This window comes from Roseibium sp. LAB1, from assembly GCF_054658235.1.
Map to the genome: position 1 here is coordinate 266,604 of NZ_BAAGIB010000004.1, position 22,161 is coordinate 288,764.

Sequence of the window (22,161 nt, forward strand, 5' to 3'; positions counted from 1 at the left end):
GTATGGGCGCCGATGATCGCGCCAAGCTGATGGACAGCTTGAAAGCCAACCGCCGTTCCGCGCGCGGACGAGCCACGACTTCGTCGGCTCGCCCGCAAGCGGCTGCCCCGAAGCGCAAGGTCTACGATTTCAAGGAGCTTCCGCAGGTCAAGCAGTTGCAGATGCACCGGGCGGCGGCGGACATGATGGGAATCGAAAACCCGTTCTTCCGGCCACATGACGGACTTGCTGCCGGAACGAGCTTCATCAACGGCAGCAACTACGACAATTTCGCTTCATATAACTATCTTGGCCTGAATGGACATCCCAAGGTCAACGAAGCGGCAAAAGCCTATGTTGATCAATTCGGCACCAGCGTTTCGGCAAGCCGCATCGTTGCTGGGGAACGCCCCTTCCACGCAGAACTAGAAGCTGCGCTGGCCAGGATCCACGGTGTGGAATCCGCGATTGTCATGGTGTCGGGTCACGCCACCAATGTCACGACGATCGGCCATCTGATGCACAAGGGCGATCTGGTCCTGACCGACTCCTTCGTGCACAATTCCATAGCCGAAGGTGTCCGCCTGTCCGGCGCTACCCGCATGAACTTCCCGCACGACGATCTGGATGCTCTTGAAAAGATGCTGGCGGACCATCGGCACAAGTTCGACAAGGTGCTGATCGTGGTGGAAGGTCTCTATTCGATGGATGGAGATTTCCCGGACCTGAAACGCGTCGTGAAGCTGAAGCAGGCCTATGACGCGTGGCTGATGGTGGACGAAGCCCATTCCATCGGCGTTCTCGGCAAGACCGGCAAGGGAATTGCCGAGCATTTCGGGATCGATCCGACGGAAGTCGAAATCTGGATGGGAACTTTGTCCAAGACCTTCTCATCGTGTGGTGGCTACATCGCCGGTTCCAAGGTTCTTTGCGATTATCTCAAGGTCTCGGCGCCCGGCTTCGTATTCTCCGTCGGACTTTCCGCCGCGCTTGCAGGGGCTGCCATTGCTTCTGCCGAACTGCTTGAGCAGGAACCGGAGCGGGTCGGAAAACTGCAGCAAAACGGAGCTCTCTTTCTGAAGCTCGCCAAGGAAGCGGGGCTGAATACCGGCCCCAGTGCCGGCTATGCAGTCGTTCCCGTTATCGTGGGTGATTCTGCAAGTGCAGCAACACTTTCCAATCGTCTGCTCGCAAAGGGAATCAACGCCCTTCCGATCATTTTCCCGGCGGTGCCGGAAAAATCTGCTCGCATACGTTTCTTCATTACGAGCGAACACACGGAAGACCAGATCCGGCGCGCCGTGGAAACAACTGCTTCCGAACTGGACGCCATGCGCGCTGACGGTACAGCCGTCGACAGGTTGATCAAGGCTACGCGCTAAGCCAAACGGAACTCAGCTTCTTGGAAGAATTGCCCGGACACAACCTCGCTGTCGTGTCCGGCACGGACGAAGAGTTACTTGTCCGTACCCTCGCGGTAGCGCGGGTCCTGATCGATCGTTACGTCGAAACTTCCCATGAAGAGATCGCCGATCTTCGTCGGTAAAAGGTTCTGAAGCCGGATACCCCAGGCAAGCAAAAATGGAAACGCATAGAACGGCTGGCGTCGTTCTATGGCCCGGCGCATCAGCTTGGCGGCCTTGGACGCCGGCATCTCAAAAGGTTTCGCGCCATTGTGGCGGGCCGACATTGGTGACGTGATGAAGCCCGGACAGATGATCGTCACGGATATGCCGAAGGGCTTCAACCAACCGCGCAAGGAATGTCCGTAGCCTATGAGAGCCGCCTTGGTGGCGCTATAGCTCGGCATATCCGGCAAGGCACGCATGCCGGCAAGCGATGAAATGAGCACAAGTTGGCCTTTCCGGCGCTTCTGCATGTTATCGACCACACCTGTGATGGTGTTGACCACGCCGCGATAATTCACGTCAATCTGTCGATCACTGTCAGCATTCGTTTCGCGTGTCCGGTTCGGCCCAAGTCCTGCGGTCACGCCAGCATTTGCAATGACCAGATCAACAGGATGCCGCGCATCCAGATCGCTCAGGTAGTCATGCAGCGCATCGCGGTCTCGAATGTCGACAGCGCTGATTTCGCCGTCAGCACCAAGCGCCCGGATTTCTGCAAGCAGAGTTTCAAGCCGGGTCTGGTCACGGGCTATCAGGGCAAAATAGGTGCCAGTACCGGCGAATTCGCGGGCAAGAGCCTGTCCGATTCCGCCACTAGCGCCGGTCAGTACAATGACCTTTTGCGTATCGCTTGCCATTCTCGCCTCTCCCATCAGGGTTAGATTCCAAGTTTTCTGCCCAGCCAGGACGAGTGCCTTTTAATAGAGGTCACCAGAAGATGCCGCTTGTCAGTCCTCTGCTCCGCAAGTCTCGTCACCAGAAATTCGGGTGAACAGGGCAACAAGGTCACCGGATCTATTGTGCGGGCATATTTTACGAGTGCCAGATAGACCAACTCCGGCAAGGTGCGGCGCTTGCCCCTGCCCTCAATTTCCGTCAGATCCTCACAAAGCCCCCAGCCTGCATAAAAGGGCGCACCGTGAACGCAAACCTTCTTGCCTCGCAGCAGGGCCTCGAAACCTGACAGCGACGAAAATGTCTCCACGACATCAACCGCCTCGATCAAGTCTATGATGTTTGCGTCCTCGGCAATTTCGTCGACGTATTCCAATGCGGTTTCACGAGGCACGCGCCCCTTGCGCAATCCGGTTTCGACATCAGGATGCGGTTTGAAAATCAGGAATGCTTCGGGATGACGAGCCCGGGCAAGCCGCAACAGGTCAAGATTGACATTTGGCGTATTGGCGCAGTCGATGGTCTCTGATCTGGACTTTCTGATTGCCGCATCATCCGCAACCTGCCCTGGCACAAGTATCTTTTCCTTGTCGTCCGGATAGGCAAAGGTCCGGGACCTTCCGAAATTGTATTTCGAAACCCGGGCGCGAATTATGAGGTCGATCAGCGCTTCTCCCCGCGTCCGTTCGGCAGGCGAAAGTTCGTACTCCTTCAGCAGAACCTCAAGCCGGCTTGGCCGTGACGGATCATAGTAGATGCCGAGGTCGTCTACCGCGAGCATGGCACCTCTCGCAAGGCCTGCACCCAGTCCAACGGACCGCAAGAAGCCGTCTTCTATCCGAGACAACCCAATTCCGTTTTGCGCACATTGCTGCTCAAACGCACGGTCGGTCCGGCCAGCCCAGGAGAAAATCCGTCCGCCATCTCTCCATGCTGCCGAAATTGCCTCCTGTTGGGTCTCGTGAAACCTGACAGCACCGCCTTTACCGGAAAATGTGGCGTTGATGGATGGGTGGTTCCAATACTGCGCCCCGTAACAATGGCCAGGAACGGCATTGTCCTGCCACTGCTCCTGCATCAGCGAGTAGATTTCAATCGCCTCGCCAGGAGTGATAAGATCGTTCGTATAGGGCGAGAACCAGGCAGTCCTGCAAGACAACAGCCAGTTCAACAGACTTTCCACGGGGATCCGTTCGTCAGTAGCCCTCTTCATCAGTTCAGACCAGAACGGCATGCCGACTAAAGGCTTGTCTTCGCCCCCCAGAAGCTTTTCCAGACACAGGCCACCGGCTCCGGGCAAAGCATTTTCGCCTGCCGCCGAGCAGGACAGCGACCGGGTGCGCCAAATTTCGGTAAAATCACAAACCTCGGCGTTCTGTTGCCCTGTTTTTTTGAACTGCTGGACCAACGCTTCACAGGCAATGCTCGTAAGCGGTTGGTCGTTTTGCTCTGTGCCATACACTGGCAACAGAATGAGGCTGGAGGGCAAGCGCATGGCTCGCGCAGGTGTCGGTCCCTCCAAAACCAGCAGAAGCGTACCGGCGTTGGCGTCAATCCCACCTGGACGATTGGCATCATCCAACCGCTGAGCATGAAACGGCTTGTTTCTGACAGCCTCAACAAGACTGGTGTCCACTGCAGTCCGCAGTCGGTCTGCCAAAGGCCGCAGGACCGGATCGACAATTTTTATCGCCGTCCCTTTTCTCTTGAGCAGACTGATCATAACGGCACTCCGAGTGCACGCGCCCTGGCGAGTCTCGGCGGAGGATCAACATAAGCCCCAAAGGCATTCAAGTCCCTGTCGGCGACCTTTTCGGCAATGTTACGCGCTGCCACCGCAACACCGTTCTCATTGTGGATCGAGCCTCGAACCTGCGTCGAAGCCGCCAATGCCTGAATATAGGCGGAAAGTAAGTCACTGTCCGGCCGAGCAGGTTCTTGCCAGAAGGTTGAGAGATCCCCCTGGTGCGTCAGACCGTCAATATCGTAATGCGCAGGCACAAGCGTCTTCACCGGCACACCTGCCTGCAATGCTTCAAGTCCCGCCGTGGAGTTGAGCGTTACCACACCAAGCGCTTGTTCAAATGGCTTTGCGAGGCCGCCACCATCGAGAAAATGTACTCTTCCTTGCAAGCCAAAACTCTCTGCCAGTTGGTCTGAGACCCCCGGCCAGTCTTCGAAGCCGACATCAAGAGGATGGCTCTTCATCACAAGATGAACATCTTCCGGCGCGTCTTCGGCCAAGGAACGGAAAACGATTTCGAGAACCTGCGCAAAACTGTCGTATGGCGAATGTCTGCGCAGCTGAAAATCTCCTTCCAGCTGCAATGGCAAAACATAATAGCGCGCGGCCTTCGCCTGCATATCTGCGAGTGCACGTTCAGCCGCAAGGTTCCTCTGCTTTTCCTGAAAAAGCCTGACTGCTCCTCGCAGATATTCCTTGATTGGAGAATAGATCGTGTGGCGCTGATAGGAGGGATACAGGGGCTTCAGGAGCACGTTGGTCAGGTTGTAAAGCACATCCGGCGCTGTCTGGAGCCAAAAGCTGGAGGGAAAACGCGGATCGAGATCCACCTGACCAGCGGTTTCGGCGATGTGCCGTATCGCGGCCGGATCGGAGGGAAAGTGACTGAGGGTCGATAATCCGTTCCGCTCCAGCGTCATCCAGCCTGGTCGCAATGCACCAAGTTCTGTTACTGCGACGTAGATGCCTTGCTGGAGCGCTTTTTCAATCGCAATGCGGTGGTAAAGACGCTGATCTCCATGAAGGATGAGGTCGGTTATTCCGTGTTCGCTCAGAAAACCTTCTATGTAGGCCGGCCACTCGGACGGACGCCCCCTGAAACTGGTGCATCCCTTTCCATGCCAATGCAGCCAGTCGCCAGCGCAAAAGTTAATCCTGCGCACGTCGAACCCAAGGGCTTTGAGGTGGTCACCCGTTTGTCTGTAAAGCGGAGAAAGCGGTCCTTGCAAAAAGAGGACCCGTCTTGCGGTGTCTGAGCGCGCTGCCGTTACCGGACGGTGCTCAGCCGCGCCAGACATGTGTCCACCTTTCGGTTTTACCACGCCGTTTCAACTGCTCGGCAAACGTTGTGGCAATCCCTCTCGCCTGCGCTTTTCGCAATCGTGGCGGCGTCTTGCAGAAGGCTTGCGGCAAATTCACGGTATCCGCAATCATCCGTTCCGCCATGAGGTCAGCTGCGGCTTCGCGGCCTTCCTTGGTGTAAAAACACCCTTTGACCTGAATGGATGCTGCCAGCAACCGTTCTAGCGCATCCAGCAGCTCCTGATCCGGCATTGTCGGGTTTCGCCAGAAGTCATCAAGAGGGTTCTGACAGGTCAGGCCCGCAATATCATAAAGCGCGATCCCGAGAACCTTCGTGGGGCAGTTTGCCCTGAGGGCATGCAGTCCGGTGGTACTGTTGATCGTAAGAGATCCTGCTGCGTGTTCCAACAGCCTGTTGAGGTTGCCGCCGTCCACAAGAACCACGCGTTTCTTCACCCGGTATTTCTTGGAAAGCGTCCGAAGGATACGGCCCCAAGGCTCCATGCCACTGTCCAGCGGATGCACTTTGAAGACGAGGCGCGCCGCGGCCGGCGCATGCTGAGCAAACGACCTGATCACCTCCTCTGCTGCATCCGCAATATGGTCGTATTGGGAATTGTAGCGCAGCTGATAGTCGCTCTGGAGCTGAAGTGGAAAGACGTAGTACGGCAAGCCTGTCGCGATGATGTCGTCTATGACGTGATGGGCGTGCCTGTTTCGGCTTTTTGCGAGTGAGAACCGCGGAATATTGCTCAGGTAATCTATCAGCGGATGATAAAGCTTGTCGCGGACATACCTGGGATAGGACAACGCGAAAATCACGTTGGCCATATTGTAGGTCACCTCATTCACCGCTTCGTTGATGAAAGGGTATTTGTAGAGCGGTTGGCGATCGATATCCGGAAGGCTGCTGCCCACCTGCATGATAAGGTCCGGATCGTCCGGGAACCTTGAATGCGCGGACATCCCGCAATGTTCGAGAGTTATCCAGTCCGGTCGCAGATAACCGTTTTCAAACGCAAGGCAGGTGATTCCGAGTTCAGCCCCCACTTCCGCGGCCGCCACGTGATAAGGCACGCGATCCGCGTAGTAGACGATGTGGGTGATCTTCTGGTCCTGGCAGTAGGTCTTTAGCCAGTCGGGCCACTTCCGCAAGGAGCCACGGTAGGACGTACACCTGCGATCGTGCCAGCCGAGCCAGTCGCCAGCACACAGATTGACCCGGCGCGTCGATGCACCTGCCTTTTCAAGGCTGTCGGCAATGGTTCGTGCAAAAACACCAGGCGGCCCTTGCAGAAACAGCACCACCATTGAACTGACTGAAACCATGCGATCTGCCAACCTACCGGCTTTAACGGCCCACACTGTTTTGTTGAGCCGTTAAATCTTCGTACGGCAACTGTTACTCCGTGAGGTTACTTACCACAGAATAGTTGCTGATGAGCGGCGCGATGATTTGCAGGAACTTGCCAAGCTCAGCAGTCGGATGGTTCGAAACGAACAGGATATCCTTGTCCCTCATCTCGAACTTCTGCGACATGAAGAAACCCTTGGGATCGCGAAGGCTCAGCTTGTAGACAAGCGGCACACTCTGCGTCCCTGTCAGTTTGTCGGCTAGAAGCGGTTTAAGCTTTCTCACAAGCGCTGCGTCTTCGAAGCGGAACAAAAACACGCCATTGGCATCCGCACGGTCATCCCGCAGACCACCAACCGTTGCCAGTGCTTCGGCCATTGTGACTGTCTTGGTCTTGAACGGAACGAGCTGATTGGCCTTGAGCGCCCCGAATGCAGAGAAGGTACGCGGGCGGTGCGACAGCAGTATGTTGTCGTTCGGCGCAACAAGAACGTTGTTTTCCGGATAATCGATCAGGTCTTCAAGACGCGTCGTGCCCGCACGATTGCCACGTTTCAGAGTGACCACGGTTTCGTAGGTAGCGTCGCGAGCGCCGCCTGCCTGCGCTACGAGATCCAGCAGACGCGTGTTTCGCAGTGGCAGCGGATAAACGCCAGGCTTGGCGACATCACCAACGACAACAGCCGTGGAGCTCAGCTTGTCTCTCAAAGAGATAAGAACCTGCGGCTCAACGGCCTTCCCGACAAGTTTCTGCTGCACCGACTGGCGCAAGCCCTCGATGCTCAGGCCTGCTGCCCGGATACGGCCGGCATAGGGTACAAAGATATAGCCGCTTTCGTCCACGACGGACGGAATGTTGCTCGACCCGCCTCCGGCACTGCTGAACAGGCCGTCCGGGGAAGCTTCCCAGATCGTGACGTTTAGAGTATCGCCAACGCCAAGAAGCGTTGAAGACCCGCCACTCCCTACACCATGAAACTGATTGGCAAATGCAAGCGGACGATAATTCTTGATCGTGTCAATGTTGGAAGGGTCGACGACAACAACGGTGTAATCACCAGCCTGAGCGCTGTTCTCGACATCCTGCGACGAAATATTTATCGCAGCCGGGCCCTCGCCCGGCAGGGCGGAGCACCCAAACAGAACTCCGGCAGCCGCCAATACTGACAAAAAACGCATTAGTACCCAATCCACCCAATTTGCTGCCAAGTCTGGTAACACCCTCTTGCAGGGATGTCCAAGACGCATCGCAGCTTTCCCCGGGAGAAACATCCCAGCTGTGACTTTGCTGTAACACTACACCGGCTTTTCCTAGTGAATTGATAAATTTCCAATTTATCGTCTTCTGTTCGGCATGTGAGCGTCGATAATCAAACTCACTGTCCGAGCTTCCAACGTCTCTCTTCGGGGTATCCAATGACCGCCAGCAACCGGCAAGACGACATTAAAAACATTAAAAAACTCTCGTCAGAATTAACAATCTGGCTGAGAGACTCAGCGCTGCCGCTTTGGTCAACCTCTGGCATAGACCAGAAAACCAATACCAGCCTCGACGTAATCGACCTTACGACACTGGCCGGCCTTCCCGTCACGCGCCGCGCCAGAGTCGTAAGCAGGCAGATCTATTCATTCCTTGAAGGAAAAAAACTCGGATGGACCGGCCCGGCTGAAGATGTGGCGACTGCGCTTTATGGCTGGTACACGGACACCTTCCTGACCCGGGAGGGTCATTATGCGTCCTGTGTCGACATGTACAATCAGGTCACTGATCCGAGTTTCGACCTCTACAATCAGTCCTTCTCCCTGTTCGGTTTCGCAAAGATCGCGGCAGACCTGCCGGGATGCAAAGTCAGCGCCACCGAAAAAGCAGAGAATTTGCTGAACCATCTGATGACAACCTATCGCCATCCGGAAGCAGGCTTCCAGGAAAGCTCACCTGCACGGGTACCGCTCTGCTCCAATCCGCATATGCACATGTTCGAGGCCTGCCTCGCCTGGGAAAGCAATTCAGAAGATCCGATCTGGGCAGATCTGGCTGATGAAATTGCGGAGCTTGCCCTGACACGCTTCATCGATCCGGTGTCCGGTGGTCTTCGGGAATTCTTCAACAGCGACTGGACCCCGTATGATGGTGACAAGGGCCGCGTGATGGAGCCCGGCCACCAGTTTGAATGGGCATGGCTGCTGACCAGATGGGGGCATTCCCGCAACGATGCAGGCGCATTGATCGCAGCGCGCCGTCTATACGACATTGCCTGGACCTACGGCATTGATGAAAGCCGCGGCGTTGCCTTCATGTCATTGAATGACGATTTTTCCGTCCGTGACCCGATGGCCCGTCTTTGGGGACAGACGGAGTGGATCAAGGCAGCCATCGCACTTGCGAAAGTTTCAACCGGTACGGAACAGGACGCCTACCTTGCGGACATTCCGGAAGCCGTGCGCGCTTTGCAGATCTATTTTGCCGACGTTCCTGCCGGATTGTGGCGGGACAAACTGGCTCCAGACGGCACCTTTGTGGACGAACCTGCACCGGCAAGTTCGCTCTATCATATCGTTTGCGCCATCTCGGAACTGCACGATTTCGCGGAGTCGCTTTGACCTGCCAGTCGGTCCTAAAAAGCTGACATGGCGAAACCAGAGCAGGAAAAGACGCATTCGGCCTTTTTCATTCCGAAACAGCGCTCTATAGCTTGTCGCCGGTTTAAGAAGACATGCGACCAATGAGGAGGCCGAATGCCCAAGGCTCAGATCATCGATGGCAAGGCCATCGCGGAAAGTGTCAGGCAAGAAATCACCGACAGGGCAGCCAAGCTGCTGCAAGCAAGTGGCAAACGCCCCGGTCTGGCGGTTGTCCTCGTGGGGGAAGACCCTGCCAGCCAGGTCTATGTCCGCAACAAGGACAGGGCAGCAGAAGCCTGCGGCTTTCATTCGGTCAAACACACGCTGGCAGCTGACACCAGTGAGAGCGAAGTTCTGGCACTGGTCGACCAGCTCAACAACGATCCCGATATTCACGGGATATTGGTTCAGCTGCCCCTGCCCGGACATATCGACGAGAGCAAGGTTCTGCGACTGATCCGTCCTGAAAAGGACGTCGACGGTTTCCACCCGGTCAATGTCGGGCTGCTTACCGCTGGCGAGCGCGACAGTGCACTGGTGCCTTGTACTCCTGCCGGCAGCCTGGTCTTGTTGAAGCGCACGCTCGGCGACACGCTCTCCGGCCTCAATGCAGTTGTGGTCGGCCGCTCCAACATCGTCGGCAAACCGATGGCCAGCCTTCTGCTCCAGGAGAGCTGCACCGTCACGATCGCCCACAGTCGTACGCGGGACCTGCCAGATGTCGTACGCTCGGCCGATATTGTCGTTGCAGCGGTTGGTCGGCCGGAAATGATCAGGGGCGACTGGATCAAGCCAGGGGCGACCGTCATAGACGTCGGCATCAACCGGATCCCGGCCCCCGAACTGGGTGAAGGCAAAGCTCGCCTGGTGGGCGATGTCAATTTCTCCGAAGCCGCTGAAGTTGCCGGTGCCATCACGCCGGTTCCCGGCGGTGTCGGCCCGATGACAATTGCCATGCTGATGGTCAACACCTTGACAGCAGCGCGACGTCTGCTTGGCCTTCCGGACGAAGAAGCGCTTTTTTGAGTATTCATTGCTGGTTTGAACGCGCTGACAAGAATACTTCCGCGCATTCATCCGGCACCGCCACTAAAGTGTTGTACCACCTTCTCACTTGAACTCGCTCCGGTGCCATGGTCTATCGTGTTTGTATTCGCTTAACCATGGCCCTTTAAGGTACGTAACGTAGGGGCTGCAAAAGCAGTTGGTTGAATTGAAACGTCAAACTGACGTCATTCAGCCAGCCAATTCAACAGGCGGCAGTGAGTGAAGGGTCTACCGTCTAACAAGTCCGGCACGTTTGCCGGCAAGCGTTTCAACGCCTTGTCTTCATTGGCAGCTCGGTTGGCTGGCGGTGTTTCTTTTGCTGCCTTGCGTCCGGCAGGCGCGGCGTTGGTTTGCACCCTTCTTCTGGCTGGCTCTATCCCCGCCAACTCGTTTGAAATTTTTGGTTGGAAGTTTTTCGAATCAGCGGAAGACGAGGCCAATGCGGTCCCTGATCCCCTGCCCTACGAGGCTGATCTGACGATTTCCGATGGCGGAGATGACCTGACCAAGGAAATGAAGGAGGCCTCGCTGCTGGTGCAGCAGCAGGAAAAACCTCCCTCTGGTGAAGCCGGACTGCTCGCGCGAGCTCTTTCCGATCGCGAACGGCTGGTTGCCCAACTCTACGCCGATGGCCGGTACGGCGGCACTGTCGATATCACTCTTGCGGGCATTCCGCTGGAAACCGCCCTAGAGCAAAGCGATCTGCCGGATGCCCGCCCTGTAAAGGTTGCCATTCTGGTCAATCCGGGTCCGGTCTTCAAATTCAGCAACATCGATGTGTCTTCCCAGGACGGTGACCTGTCGACCGACCCGTCCTTCTGGGGCCTCGCCAAGGGCGATGTTGCGGCTTCCGGCAAGATCCTGACGGCGGAAAAGCGGATGATCGCGGTCTTGCGCGATCGCGGTTACCCCAAAGCACGGATTGCCGAACGCAGGATTACCGCTGACCACAGCACAAACACCCTCGCCGTGACGCTGATTGCCGATGCTGGGCACCAGGCACGTTTTGGTCCCGTATCTGTCAAAGGCACCGAAGTCACCGATCCGGACTTCGTCGTTCAACAGGCGATGCTTCCAGTTGGCGGAGTCTATTCGCCAGAAGATCTCGCCCGCGCCCGCAAACAACTGAACGAACTCGGTATCTTCTCCTCCATCCGGTTGGTTGAGGGAGAAATCGAAGGTCCGGACGGCACCATGCCGGTGACAATCGAAGTGAGCGAGCGCAAGCGACACGTGATTGGCGCCGGTGCTTCCTGGTCCAGCACCGAGGGTTTCGGCGTCGAATCCTATTGGCGCAGACGAAACCTTTTCGGGCGCGGCGAACTGCTTTCCATTGAAGGTTCTGTCGGCAGGATCGGCAATGAAAGCGTCCTCGATATGGAGTATTCCGCGAGGATAGCTTTCGAAAAGCCCGGCGTTTTCGGCCCGCTGACCAGTTTTTCGACCAGTCTGCAGGCACGCCAGGAACACCCAGACGCCTACAAGAGCCGTTCGCTCACCTATGACGCCTATCTGAACCGGGAATTTTCCGAGCAGTTGAAGGGCCGAGCAGGCGCGGAAGTCTTTTACGCCAAGGAGGAAGACGCCTTCGGTGATGGCGATTATCTGCTGGTCGGACTTCCGGCGGATCTGACATTTGACAATCGCGACGACAAGCTCAATCCCTCCAAGGGCATCTACGCAGCGCTGTTTGCAGAACCCGCCTATGACACCTTGAACAGCAACGCGATGGGGTTCATCAAAGGCACGGTTTCCAGCTACTACGCGCTCGATAAATCCAAGCGCTTCATTCTTGCCGGCCGCGTCTCCACCGGTTCTATCCTGGCACCATCAGTCGAATCGGTTCCCGCGAGCCGGCGCTTCATTGCTGGCGGTGGCGGCTCCATCAGGGGCTATGCCTATCGCAACGTCGGCCCGCGCAAGGATGGGGAAGTTACCGGGGGGCGCTCGATAATCGAACTTTCCGGTGAAGTCCGCGTCATGGTGACTGAAACCATTGGAATCGTTGGTTTTGTTGACGCCGGAAATGCGTATGAAGACAGCATTCCCGATTTTTCCGAAAGCCTTAAGGTGGGCGTCGGCGCAGGTCTGCGCTACTTTACTCCCATAGGCCCGCTTCGAGTCGATGCCGCGGTGCCGCTGGATCCGGGACAGGATGATCCGGATTTTGCCCTTTATGTCGGTTTGAGCCAGGCGTTCTAACGCAAATGCGTTTTCTAAAACTTTCCTTGCGGATCTTCGGATTCCTGATCGCTGTCGCGATTGCTGTTCCTGTTCTTGCCCTCTGCGCCCTGCAAGTGCCGGCGGGCCGCACTTTCGTGTCCAGCGTTGTCAGCACGCTTGCCTCTTCCGAAAACCAGACCATCACGATCGAAGGGCTCTATGTGAGCTTCGGATTGAAAGCCGAAGTCGCCAAGGTCACGCTCGCAGACCGGGACGGCACCTGGTTGAACGCCGAGAACATTGCAGCCGACTGGCATCCGATGCGCCTTCTTGGCGGTAATCTCGATATCTCTTCGCTCAGCGCATCCCGGATCGATCTGGAGAGAACTCCTGCTCCGCCACCGGCAGACGACGCAGAGGCTGCAGAGGAAAGCAGCGGTTCCGGCGGTTTCTCGCTGCCCTTCAACGTCACCCTCGATCGTCTGAGCCTTGATGAAATCAATCTTGGCGCGTCGCTTCTGGGGGTGCCGGTTGCACTGACTGCTGCTGGGTCCGGCTCCTTTGCACTTGATCCTGCTCTTGTGTCTGCCGATCTAGACGTGCACCGGATCGACGGTGTCGAAGCCGGTCTTGTGGCCAAGGCCCAGTTTGAGCCTGCCGCCGAAACGCTTGCCTTTGATATTGCCGTGTCCGAACCGCGTGGAGGCCTGGCAGCCCGCTTGCTGGAGGTATCCGACCTGCCTGCGCTGGACCTGTCACTCAAGGGAGAAGGTCCTCTGACCGACTGGGCAGCGAAGCTGAGCCTTGCCCTGGACGGAAGAACCACAGTAACCGGTTCGGCGCAGATCCAGGAAAGTGCTTCCGAACGGCATCTGGCATTCGATCTGGATGGTGATCTGGCTCCTCTGGCCCCTCCCGCGGCACAAGCCTTTCTGCTCGGAACGACCAACGCCAAGGGAGCCGCCAGGTTCTCAACAGAGTTCGCGCCCCTTGCGGCAAACCTGACATTGAAAACCCAAACCGTTTCCCTTGATGCGAAGGCGGATCTCGAAAACGATGCCGTGAATGCAACCGCTGACCTTTCTGTCAGTGCCGGAGACAATGCGCTGATTGCGCTCGACTTGGGCGAGAGACGAATAGCATTCGGCCCATTGAGCGGATCGGTCCGTGTTTCCGGAAAGCGCTCGGCGGTCGACTGGCAAACCAAGGTCGATCTCAAGTCGCTGCAGACGACGGAAGCCAGGACCGACGTTGTGATGCTGACCGCTTTCGGCAATGGCGCGGATCTGTCCGAGGACGAATTGACCTCGCCCTTTTCACTGTCGCTCGCCATCGACACTCTGGAAGGCCTCATACCACAGACGGAGCCTTTGACTGGCTCACTTGAATTGAAATCCAGAGGCACCTTGAACGGCGTCACCCAGTCGGCTGACATCAAGGATCTCACCCTGTCGACTGCAGTCGCTTCGTTCGCTCTCTCTGACACAACGCTTTCAGCCACCAATGTCACCGGTTCGGGAAGGCTCTCGCTTGCCGATCTTTCCCGTCTTTCCGGTCTTGCCGGACGCGAACTCGCTGGTGCTTTAAGTGGAACGTTTTCCCTTGAACTTGACCCCTCTCAGCTGGATGGGTCGGTCACAAGTGCCCTTGTAACCAGGGATATCGGGACGGCAATTCCACAGGCTGACGCCCTGCTCGAAGGTGAAACACGCATCGACGTGTCTGTCGATCTTCAGGGTACGGACGATGTTTCCGTCACCAGTCTTGCAGTTTCGAACAAGGCGTTGGATGCGAAAGGGAATGCCCGTTACCGGCAGAACGAACTCAGTTCCAGCCTGACCACCAGCCTTGCCGATCTCGCCAAGGTCGATCCGCAACTTGCAGGATCGCTTGAACTCGAAGCAAGCACGGAAGGTCCGATCGACGCGCTTGAAGTGCAAGCGGTTGCCTCTTCTAAGCAGATCATGCTTGCAGGCACACCCTTGGATGACTTGAAGCTTTCTGCCCAGGCAACGGCCAACCCCGACGCGCCGACAGCCAAGGTTACCAGCAGTGCCAGCCTGAATGGCCAACCCATCGCTGTCGATGTAGAACTTACCAGCAAGGATGGCGGCGCGAGCGTCAGCCCGCTTTCCGTCAAACTGGCCGGCAACACCGTGACCGGTGAACTTTCTCTGGCAGACCTCGACAAGCCTGTTGAAACGCTCAAAGGCACGTTGAACATTGATGCTCCGGATCTTGCCTCGCTCTCCCCGCTTCTCCTGACGGAAATCGCCGGGCGTATTCAAGGCACCGTGACAGCCAATCCGGAAACGCGGCAACTCGCACTTGATGTTTCCGGAAGCGATATCAGCCTGCCCGCTGTCAGTCTCGGCAGCGTAAGGCTCAAGGCCAATCTCACCGCCCCATATGCTCCGGAAACTGTCACTGCGGATATCGTACTGTCCGACATCCTGACAGACGCAACCCCGGTTCATGCTGTGAGCCTTCAGGCCAAACCTCAAAATGGCGGCACCGCAATCACGGCGGACGTCAAGCTGGACAAGAACGGCAAGGATGGCGTGACGCTTGCGGCGCAGGTGAACGAACCGGAAGCCGGCTCCTACGTCGTTGCCCTCTCAGAGCTTGCCATGCGCTACCAGGGAATTGCCAGCCAGTTGAAGCAGCCGACGACCATTTCCTATGCCGGCGGCGAAGCGACGATCGAGCCGCTGGAGCTTCAGCTCGGCAACGGCTCGCTGGCAGTGTCCGGCAAGGCAGGCCAGACGCTCGACCTGAACGCAGAGCTGAAATCCATACCACTCAATCTGGCCAATGCGTTTGTCCCGTCCCTTGGGCTCGGCGGCGCACTCTCAGGCAAAGTGTCCGCAGCTGGCAGTTCCTCTGCTCCCGAGGCGACCTGGTCGATCTCCGGAACGGGTCTGACGGCAAACGAGTTGCGCAAGAATGGTCTGGCTGCGCTCGGCCTGTCGACCTCGGGAACATTGAAGGACAACCGGATCGACCAGACGACCAAGGTCAGCGATCCGAACGGACTGAACCTCACGGCTACGGGTACGGTCGGACTTCAGAAGCCCAATGCAATTGCTCTTACCCTTAATGGCAACGTGCCGACTGCAGCTCTCAGACGCCCCATGATCGAGGCAGGCTTGCGCGGTGAAGGTACAATCGCCCTGAGCGGCAACGTCGGCGGTTCGGCGGCAGCCCCCACTTACCAGATCACCGCTACGCCCAACAGTTTGAAGATCACCAGCCTGTCGACAGGCATCACTGTCCAGAACATTCGAGGCACGGCTTCTGTCAGCCAGAACCAAGCGTCGTTGAACGGCATAGCCGGTGACCTTGCGACGGGCGGTTCCATGTCGGCGTCGGGAACTGTTGGCATGAAGGACGGTTTTCCGGCGGATCTTAGCCTGAAACTGGACAATGGGCGCTATGTCGATCCTGGCCTGGTGACTGCGGAAGTGGATGCGGATCTCAAGGTTTCCGGTCCGCTTGCTTCCACCAGCGCATCTGCTCTCATCAGCGGCAAGGTCTCAATCAACAAGGCAGATGTCTCAATTCCCGAGTATCTGCCCGGTGCGATACCTCCCGTTGATGTTCGGCATATCAATGCTTCCAAGGCGATCCGGCAACAGGTTGCAGACCTCGGCGGAGAAGCGACACAGGCCCAGACCCAGCAAAAGACCTTTCCGCCACGTCTGGATATCGTCTTGTCCGCCCCCGGACGGATCTTCATTCGTGGCCGAGGTCTCGATGCTGAACTTCAGGGTGATCTCAAGATCATCGGCACTACGGCCTCGCCTCAGGCCATCGGCGCCTTTGGCCTTAAACGCGGACAACTGGATATCCTTACTCGGCGGCTGATCTTCTCACGCGGTAACGCCACGTTCGAAGGTTCGTTGACGCCCGTTCTCGATTTCGCAGCAACCACTGTCGTCAGCGACACCACCATCACCGTAACCGTGAGCGGCCAGGCAGACGATCCCCAGATCGCCTTCTCCTCGTCGCCAGAACTGCCGCAAGACGAAGTTCTTGCGCTGCTGCTGTTTGGCAAGAGTGTCGGCAACCTGTCGCCCACTCAGGTGGCACGCCTTGCAGCGGCCATTGCCACACTTACCGGCGGCAGCGACAACGGCCCGCTCGCCTCGATCCGCAAGTCACTTGGCCTCGACGCCATTGACATCAACACCGACGGTGAAAACGGTCCTTCGGTCGCGGTTGGCAAATACATCAATGACAACATCTATGTCGGCGTGGAACAGGGCACGGGATCCGGGTCCAGCCGCGTCAAGGTCGACATTGATCTAGACCGCGGTCTGAAGGTGCGTGGCGAAGTCGGTGCAGACGGTTCTTCGAAGGCCGGCATCTTTTTCGAACGCGAATACTGAGTTCTCTTACCGTTCCCCGCAAATCTGACAGGGGCGCTGCGTGAAGCCGCCACGGGGAACCTCTATTGCGACAAATTGCCCGCAAGCGGTTGCGGTGCACTCGTGTCTCGTGCGAGTGTGCCCGCCATGACCAAACAATTTATAAGAAACACTCCGTCCCATCCGGAGGAAACCGTTTTTTCGGTGACGGAGACTGCCGGGAATGACGGGGGTGCAATCATGTCGATGAACAGTAGTGACTACACTCTGGGTGAACGGATCTGCAAGGCACGCGATGCCTCCAGTTTTTCGACGGCTCAGCTTGCTCGTCGCCTGGGCGTCAAGACATCCACTCTGCAAAGCTGGGAAAGCGACCGCTCCGAGCCTCGTTCCAACAAGCTTGTGCTGCTCGCCGGCATCCTGAATGTCAGCCCGACCTGGCTGCTTGTGGGCCGGGGCACGCCGCCGGTATCAGAAAGCGCCCCGACGTCGGATCTCGACAGCATGCGCGTTGCCCTGGACAGGGTGCAACGACAGGCGCAGGCTCTCGCCGATGAAATCGCCGCACTTCAGGACCGCCTCGAGGGCTGACTTCTTCCCCATTGAGCGAACAATAATCTTTTGCGCCGTCAGCCTCATTTGAGGCGACGGTTTGCAATTACGTGTCTTCGTGACCGCAAAGTCTTTGGAAGAACCGATACCGAAGCTTTTCAAGACAAGCCTGAAGGCCCTCCGGGACGTCCTCGATCTTCCGAAGCTATGTGTTTTGCCCGCAGCCTGCCTGTCTTCTATTTTCCGAAACCTGAACACATAGCAGGGAAAAGCGCTTGCCAGACCTCGCGCCTGGCCCCTATCTCTAGGTCAACGGTCTCCCGGCCGGAATCGAAGGAACGTCCGAAAGCTGACCTAACAGGTCTTTCGGACTTTGCTTACCGCGTTTGTCCGAAGGCAGTTCCCACCAGAAGATCTCTCAGGCCGCAAGTGTCTGCCCCAACCACGGTTCAGGAAACTACCCATGTCATTGAATGCTTCACTCTTGAAGGAAAAAGTGTTTATCGGCGGAGCGTGGTCCGACGCGGACAGCGGCCAGACAGTTGCCGTTACCAACCCGGCGACCGGAGCGACAATCGGTACCGTGCCCTTCTGCGGCCGTCCTGAAACGGCAAGAGCAATTGCAGCAGCCGAAGCTGCCCTTCCCGCCTGGAAGGCCCTGACGGCCGAAGCCCGTGCAACGCACATGCACGCCCTGTGCGATGCCATCATGGCCGACCTCGATGACCTTGCCGTTCTCCTAACCACGGAAATGGGCAAACCGCTTGCCGAGGCCAAAGGAGAAATCACGCTTGGTGTGAAATACATCCGTTTCTTTGCAGAAGAAGGCAAACGCGTCTATGGCGACACCATTCCCTCGCCCTGGGCGGATCGCCGCATTCTCGTAACCAAGGAACCGGTTGGCGTCGTTGGTTCGATTACGCCGTGGAATTTCCCGAATTCGATGATCGCCCGCAAACTTGGGGCGGCGCTTGCCTCGGGCTGCACCATGGTGATGAAGCCTGCCGAATTTACCCCTTACTCGGCTCTGGTCTACGGCGTGATGGCCGAAAAGGCCGGGCTTCCCAAAGGTGTCGTCAACATCGTTACGGGGGATGCTCCGGCGATCGGCGAGGAAATGTGCGAGAACCCTGCACTGCGGAAACTGACCTTCACCGGCTCGACCCGCGTCGGCAAGTTGCTGGCAGGCAATGCCGGCCGGAACATGAAGAAAATCTCCATGGAGCTGGGGGGCAACGCGCCCTTTATCGTTTTCGATGACGCTGATCTCGACCGGGCTGTCGAGGGAGCGATTGCCAGCAAGTTCCGCAATTCCGGGCAGACCTGTGTCTGCGCCAACAGGGTCTACGTCCAGGCCGGTGTCTATGATGCCTTTGCCCAGAAGCTCAAGGACGCGATGGATGCGCAGTTGAAGGTCGGCAACGGTCTTGATGCCGGGGTCACGCAGGGCCCCTTGATCAACGAAGCGGCCGTCGACAAAGTTGCCAATCACGTGCAGGACGCCCTGTCGAAAGGCGGCGAGCTGGTTACGGGCGGACGGCGTCCGAATGGCCCGGGTACATTTTTCGAGCCGACCCTGATCACCAACGCAACTTCACAGATGAAAGTGGCTCGTGAAGAAACCTTCGGCCCGCTTGCGGTTCTGTTCAAGTTCGAGACAGAAGAAGAAGCGATTCACCTGGCCAACGACACCGAATTCGGTCTCGCGTGTTATTTCTACACCAAGGATCTTGGCCGCACCTTCCGTGTCATGGAACAGCTCCAGTACGGCCTGGTCGGGGTCAACGAAGGTGTCATCACCACGGAAGTCGCGCCGTTTGGCGGTGTCAAGGACAGCGGTATGGGCAACGAAGGCTCAAAGTACGGCCTGGATGACTATCTCAATGTAAAATACAGCTGCATCGGCGGCCTCGGCATCTGATCTATGGTGTCCCGGCTCAGCGCCGGGACATCTCACGCCGCGTTCAGGAGCAGAGACTGAAGATTGGCGGAACTCATCGGGCGACCGAAGAGATAGCCCTGACCGTGAAGGCAGCCCAGTTCGCGAAGCCTGTCTGCCTGTTCTGGCGTTTCAATGCCTTCAACGATGAGAGACATTCCGTAGCCCTTCGCCAGATGCAGCACGGCCTCAATCACCGCGACATCCTGTTTGCTGGCGACCGACTGCCGGACGAACGACTTGTCGAGCTTGATTTTTGAGAATGGGTATTTCGGCAGATAGCCGAGCGACGAATAGCCGGTTCCGAAATCATCAAGCGAGAAGTTGCAGCCAAGCGCCCGCATTTCTTCCATCGCAAATTTCAGGTCAAGAGTTTCGTCGATGAAGAGTGACTCAGTGATCTCCAGATCCAGCCGCTCAGACGGGAACCCCGTTCTTTGAAGCGCCTCGCCGACGGTCGCAACAAGATTGCCGCGACTGAACTGAATTGCGGACACGTTGATCGACAGCCTGATATGGCTTGACCAGGTCAACGCCTCTTTCATGCCCCTGTTCAGGGCCCAGGCGCCCAACTCCACGATATATCCGTTTTCCTCGGCTATCGGGACGAATTCGGCGGGAGAGATCGGGCCGAGCTCCCGGTGGTCCCATCTCAGCAAGGCTTCGACGCCGAAGATCGACCGGTCGGCAAGGCTGATCAGTGGCTGATAGACCATGTGCAGCTCGTCGCGGACGATTGCCTTGAAGAGTTCGGTCTCCAACTGGCGCCGGCGTTGTAGCGCGGCATCCATTTCCGGATGGAAACGCAAGACAGGCGACCGGTTGTCACGCCGCACCTTGGCCAGTGCGTTGCCGGACTTCTTCAGAAGACGATCGGGTGTCATCTCGCCGCTGGAAACGATGTAGCCAAACTTGAGCTGAACCGAGATCCTGGCTCCTTCAATCTTGTAGTCCTCTCCGATCACCTCCTGAAGAGATTCGATCAAGGCCAGATCCTGGTCCGGCTCGCAGCGAAAAACGCCGGCAAAAACGTCTGCAGTGATAGCTGCCCAAGTCGCGCGTGCGGACAGATGGCTTCTCAAGCGCATCGCGATCGCTTCACGAATCTGGTCGCCGTAGGAAAAGCCGAGCGAAGCAACGATCTGATCGAGATTGGCGATTGCAAACTGCACCAGGCATACGTCCTGGCCACTCCCGCGTGCGAGGTTGAGTGTTGCGGCAACCTCTTCTTCGAAACCGTTCCGGTTGAACAGTCCGGTGCCTGGATCGAACCGCGCAAGATAAGCAAGACGTTCCGCGGATTCCTTTTCCTCCGTCACGTCTCTGCATGTCAGGCAGGCTACGGCCTCCGTTTCCATATCCCGCAGTTTCTTCGTTTTCGCGACGGTGCGTTCCGAGCGCGTGACAACATATTCGATAAAGCGTCTTTTTCCATCGTCCCGGCGCATGTCCAGGATCCTGGTCACCGGCTGGCGGTTTCCCGGGTCGGCAAGTACCGACAGGGCTTCTTCTACCAGTTCCAGCGGCAGCACGTTCCTCGCTGCCTTGCCGACCAAGTTGTCGCTCTGGAACAACGTGCGGGCCATCTGGCTTGCAGCAGACACTCGGCCGTCACTCTGCAGAACGACGATGGCATCAAAGCTGTCATCGAAGACCAAGCCTAGCATTCGCTCACTGTTGCGGCGTCTGACAGTGGCGATGTGAGAGAGAAATTTGTGAAAGCCCAGTTCTCGCAACACGATGCTGGCGGCACCCAGCAGAAGGACAAGGTGCGCACTTGCCGTCGGCAACAGGATAGGTGCCGACTTCTGAATGGCCACAGCACCGATTTCGAACATGATTGCGCAGAGCGAAAGAATGCTGATCTTCAGCGCCCAACCTTCGATTTTGGTCAACAGAAGAACGAAGAAAACGAAGAGCGCGAGCAGGACCGCAAACCCCTCGCCCCTGATTTCCATGGCCCTGTTCTGCAAAAGCGTTTCAGCCCCAAGGGCCTGGATGACACTGCCAGGCAACACATCGTAGACAGGGACGGGAAAGAGGTCGCGAAGCTCTTGCGCGCTTGCGCCGACGATCACCTTCTTGTCCAGAAACAGGCCCGGTGCCGCGGCTTTATTCAGGACGTCGACAAGCGACACCCGCTCCACCTGTTCCAGGGCGATGCTGTAATCCAGGCCGAAACTGCCGGCCGTATTTCCTGTGTACTCACCCAGAAGAGCTGCTACGGAAATTTCCGAATTCCCGTTGATCTCGAAACCGTAAAGGTTTCGCCAGATACGGCTGTCGGTTTCCATCGGCACCATCACGACAACGGGCCAGGCAACATTCAGCAGCTGATTGATGGGCCGATTTACAACCTCACCGGAATTCTGTTCTGCCGAAGCGGCTTGCCGGAACATGGCAAGGCTGACGTTGCCGGCACGCTCGATGGCGGCCGCGAACAACGTGTCATCTTCGGAGGTTGAGGCAGAGCTGAAATCGATATCGAACACGATATCGCTTGCGCCCGCTTCCGCCAGTTGATCCGTGAGGTCGGCATAAAGGCGGCGGGGCAACGGCCATACGCCGAGTTCGGCCAGACTTCTGGCGTCGATATCAACAATGACGATATCACCGGTTACCGGTCTTTCGATGGTCTGAAAGCGAGATTCCCAGAGGAAGCGGTCAAAGGCCGTCGTCAGTGCAACCGCACGCAGAGCGGCAACGGCAGCAACCACGCCGATCACGATAAAGACCGCGCTCGCTATTCGTTTCCGCTGCTCCGAGCTCCCGATCAGCACACCCAC

Annotated in this window: 13 protein-coding genes; 7 read left to right on the top strand and 6 right to left on the bottom strand. The window is 57.3% G+C overall.

The genetic code is table 11. From position 1 onward, the window contains the following. Positions 1-2 precede the first annotated feature (2 nt). On the top strand, positions 3-1,361 hold the full coding sequence (locus ACYQ54_RS22660; protein ID WP_460086522.1) for an aminotransferase class I/II-fold pyridoxal phosphate-dependent enzyme: 1,359 nt from the start codon (positions 3-5) through the stop codon (positions 1,359-1,361). Positions 1,362-1,435: 74 nt separating this feature from the next. Here the strand turns inward: ACYQ54_RS22660 and ACYQ54_RS22665 are convergent, their stop codons facing one another. The 5 genes from ACYQ54_RS22665 to ACYQ54_RS22685 all read right to left on the bottom strand — a co-directional run bounded on the left by ACYQ54_RS22665 (position 1,436) and on the right by ACYQ54_RS22685 (position 7,861). Continuing rightward, the gene (locus ACYQ54_RS22665) at positions 1,436-2,245 is read right to left on the bottom strand and encodes an SDR family NAD(P)-dependent oxidoreductase (RefSeq protein WP_460086524.1); all 810 of its coding nucleotides are present in this window, start codon (positions 2,243-2,245) and stop codon (positions 1,436-1,438) included. A gap of 20 nt (positions 2,246-2,265) precedes the next feature. Beyond that, a complete protein-coding gene (locus ACYQ54_RS22670) occupies positions 2,266-3,582 on the bottom strand; it encodes a capsular polysaccharide export protein, LipB/KpsS family (RefSeq protein WP_460086527.1) in 1,317 nt (438 codons plus the stop codon). 419 nt (positions 3,583-4,001) lie between these two features. After that, entirely contained in the window at positions 4,002-5,324 is a 1,323-nt protein-coding gene (locus ACYQ54_RS22675; RefSeq protein WP_460086528.1) for a capsule biosynthesis protein, read from the bottom strand. Beyond that, positions 5,308-6,657 (bottom strand): capsule biosynthesis protein, encoded by a 1,350-nt coding sequence (locus tag ACYQ54_RS22680; protein ID WP_460086531.1) that lies wholly within the window; start codon positions 6,655-6,657, stop codon positions 5,308-5,310. The genes ACYQ54_RS22675 and ACYQ54_RS22680 overlap by 17 nt, the downstream gene beginning before the upstream one ends. Before the next feature lie 73 nt (positions 6,658-6,730). Next, positions 6,731-7,861, bottom strand: a complete 1,131-nt coding sequence (locus tag ACYQ54_RS22685) for an SLBB domain-containing protein (RefSeq protein WP_460086533.1) — start codon at positions 7,859-7,861, stop codon at positions 6,731-6,733. Positions 7,862-8,098: 237 nt separating this feature from the next. On the opposite strand from ACYQ54_RS22685, the gene ACYQ54_RS22690 reads away from it, so the two are divergent. The 6 genes from ACYQ54_RS22690 to ACYQ54_RS22715 all read left to right on the top strand — a co-directional run bounded on the left by ACYQ54_RS22690 (position 8,099) and on the right by ACYQ54_RS22715 (position 19,357). Then, positions 8,099-9,283, top strand: coding sequence for an AGE family epimerase/isomerase (locus ACYQ54_RS22690; RefSeq protein WP_460086536.1), 1,185 nt, complete (start codon positions 8,099-8,101; stop codon positions 9,281-9,283). 135 nt (positions 9,284-9,418) lie between these two features. Further along, positions 9,419-10,330, top strand: coding sequence for a bifunctional methylenetetrahydrofolate dehydrogenase/methenyltetrahydrofolate cyclohydrolase FolD (gene folD, locus ACYQ54_RS22695; protein WP_460086537.1), 912 nt, complete (start codon positions 9,419-9,421; stop codon positions 10,328-10,330). Between the two features lie 240 nt (positions 10,331-10,570). Next, positions 10,571-12,553, top strand: a complete 1,983-nt coding sequence (locus ACYQ54_RS22700) for an autotransporter assembly complex protein TamA (protein WP_460086540.1) — start codon at positions 10,571-10,573, stop codon at positions 12,551-12,553. A 5-nt stretch (positions 12,554-12,558) separates the two neighbouring features. Then, a complete protein-coding gene (locus ACYQ54_RS22705; RefSeq protein ID WP_460086541.1) occupies positions 12,559-16,905 on the top strand; it encodes a translocation/assembly module TamB domain-containing protein in 4,347 nt (1,448 codons plus the stop codon). 219 nt (positions 16,906-17,124) lie between these two features. After that, positions 17,125-17,475, top strand: a complete 351-nt coding sequence (locus ACYQ54_RS22710) for a helix-turn-helix domain-containing protein (RefSeq protein WP_460086544.1) — start codon at positions 17,125-17,127, stop codon at positions 17,473-17,475. 424 nt (positions 17,476-17,899) lie between these two features. Further along, entirely contained in the window at positions 17,900-19,357 is a 1,458-nt protein-coding gene (locus ACYQ54_RS22715; protein WP_460086546.1) for an NAD-dependent succinate-semialdehyde dehydrogenase, read from the top strand. A 32-nt stretch (positions 19,358-19,389) separates the two neighbouring features. Here the strand turns inward: ACYQ54_RS22715 and ACYQ54_RS22720 are convergent, their stop codons facing one another. After that, entirely contained in the window at positions 19,390-22,155 is a 2,766-nt protein-coding gene (locus ACYQ54_RS22720; RefSeq protein ID WP_460086548.1) for an EAL domain-containing protein, read from the bottom strand. Positions 22,156-22,161: the final 6 nt, after the last annotated feature.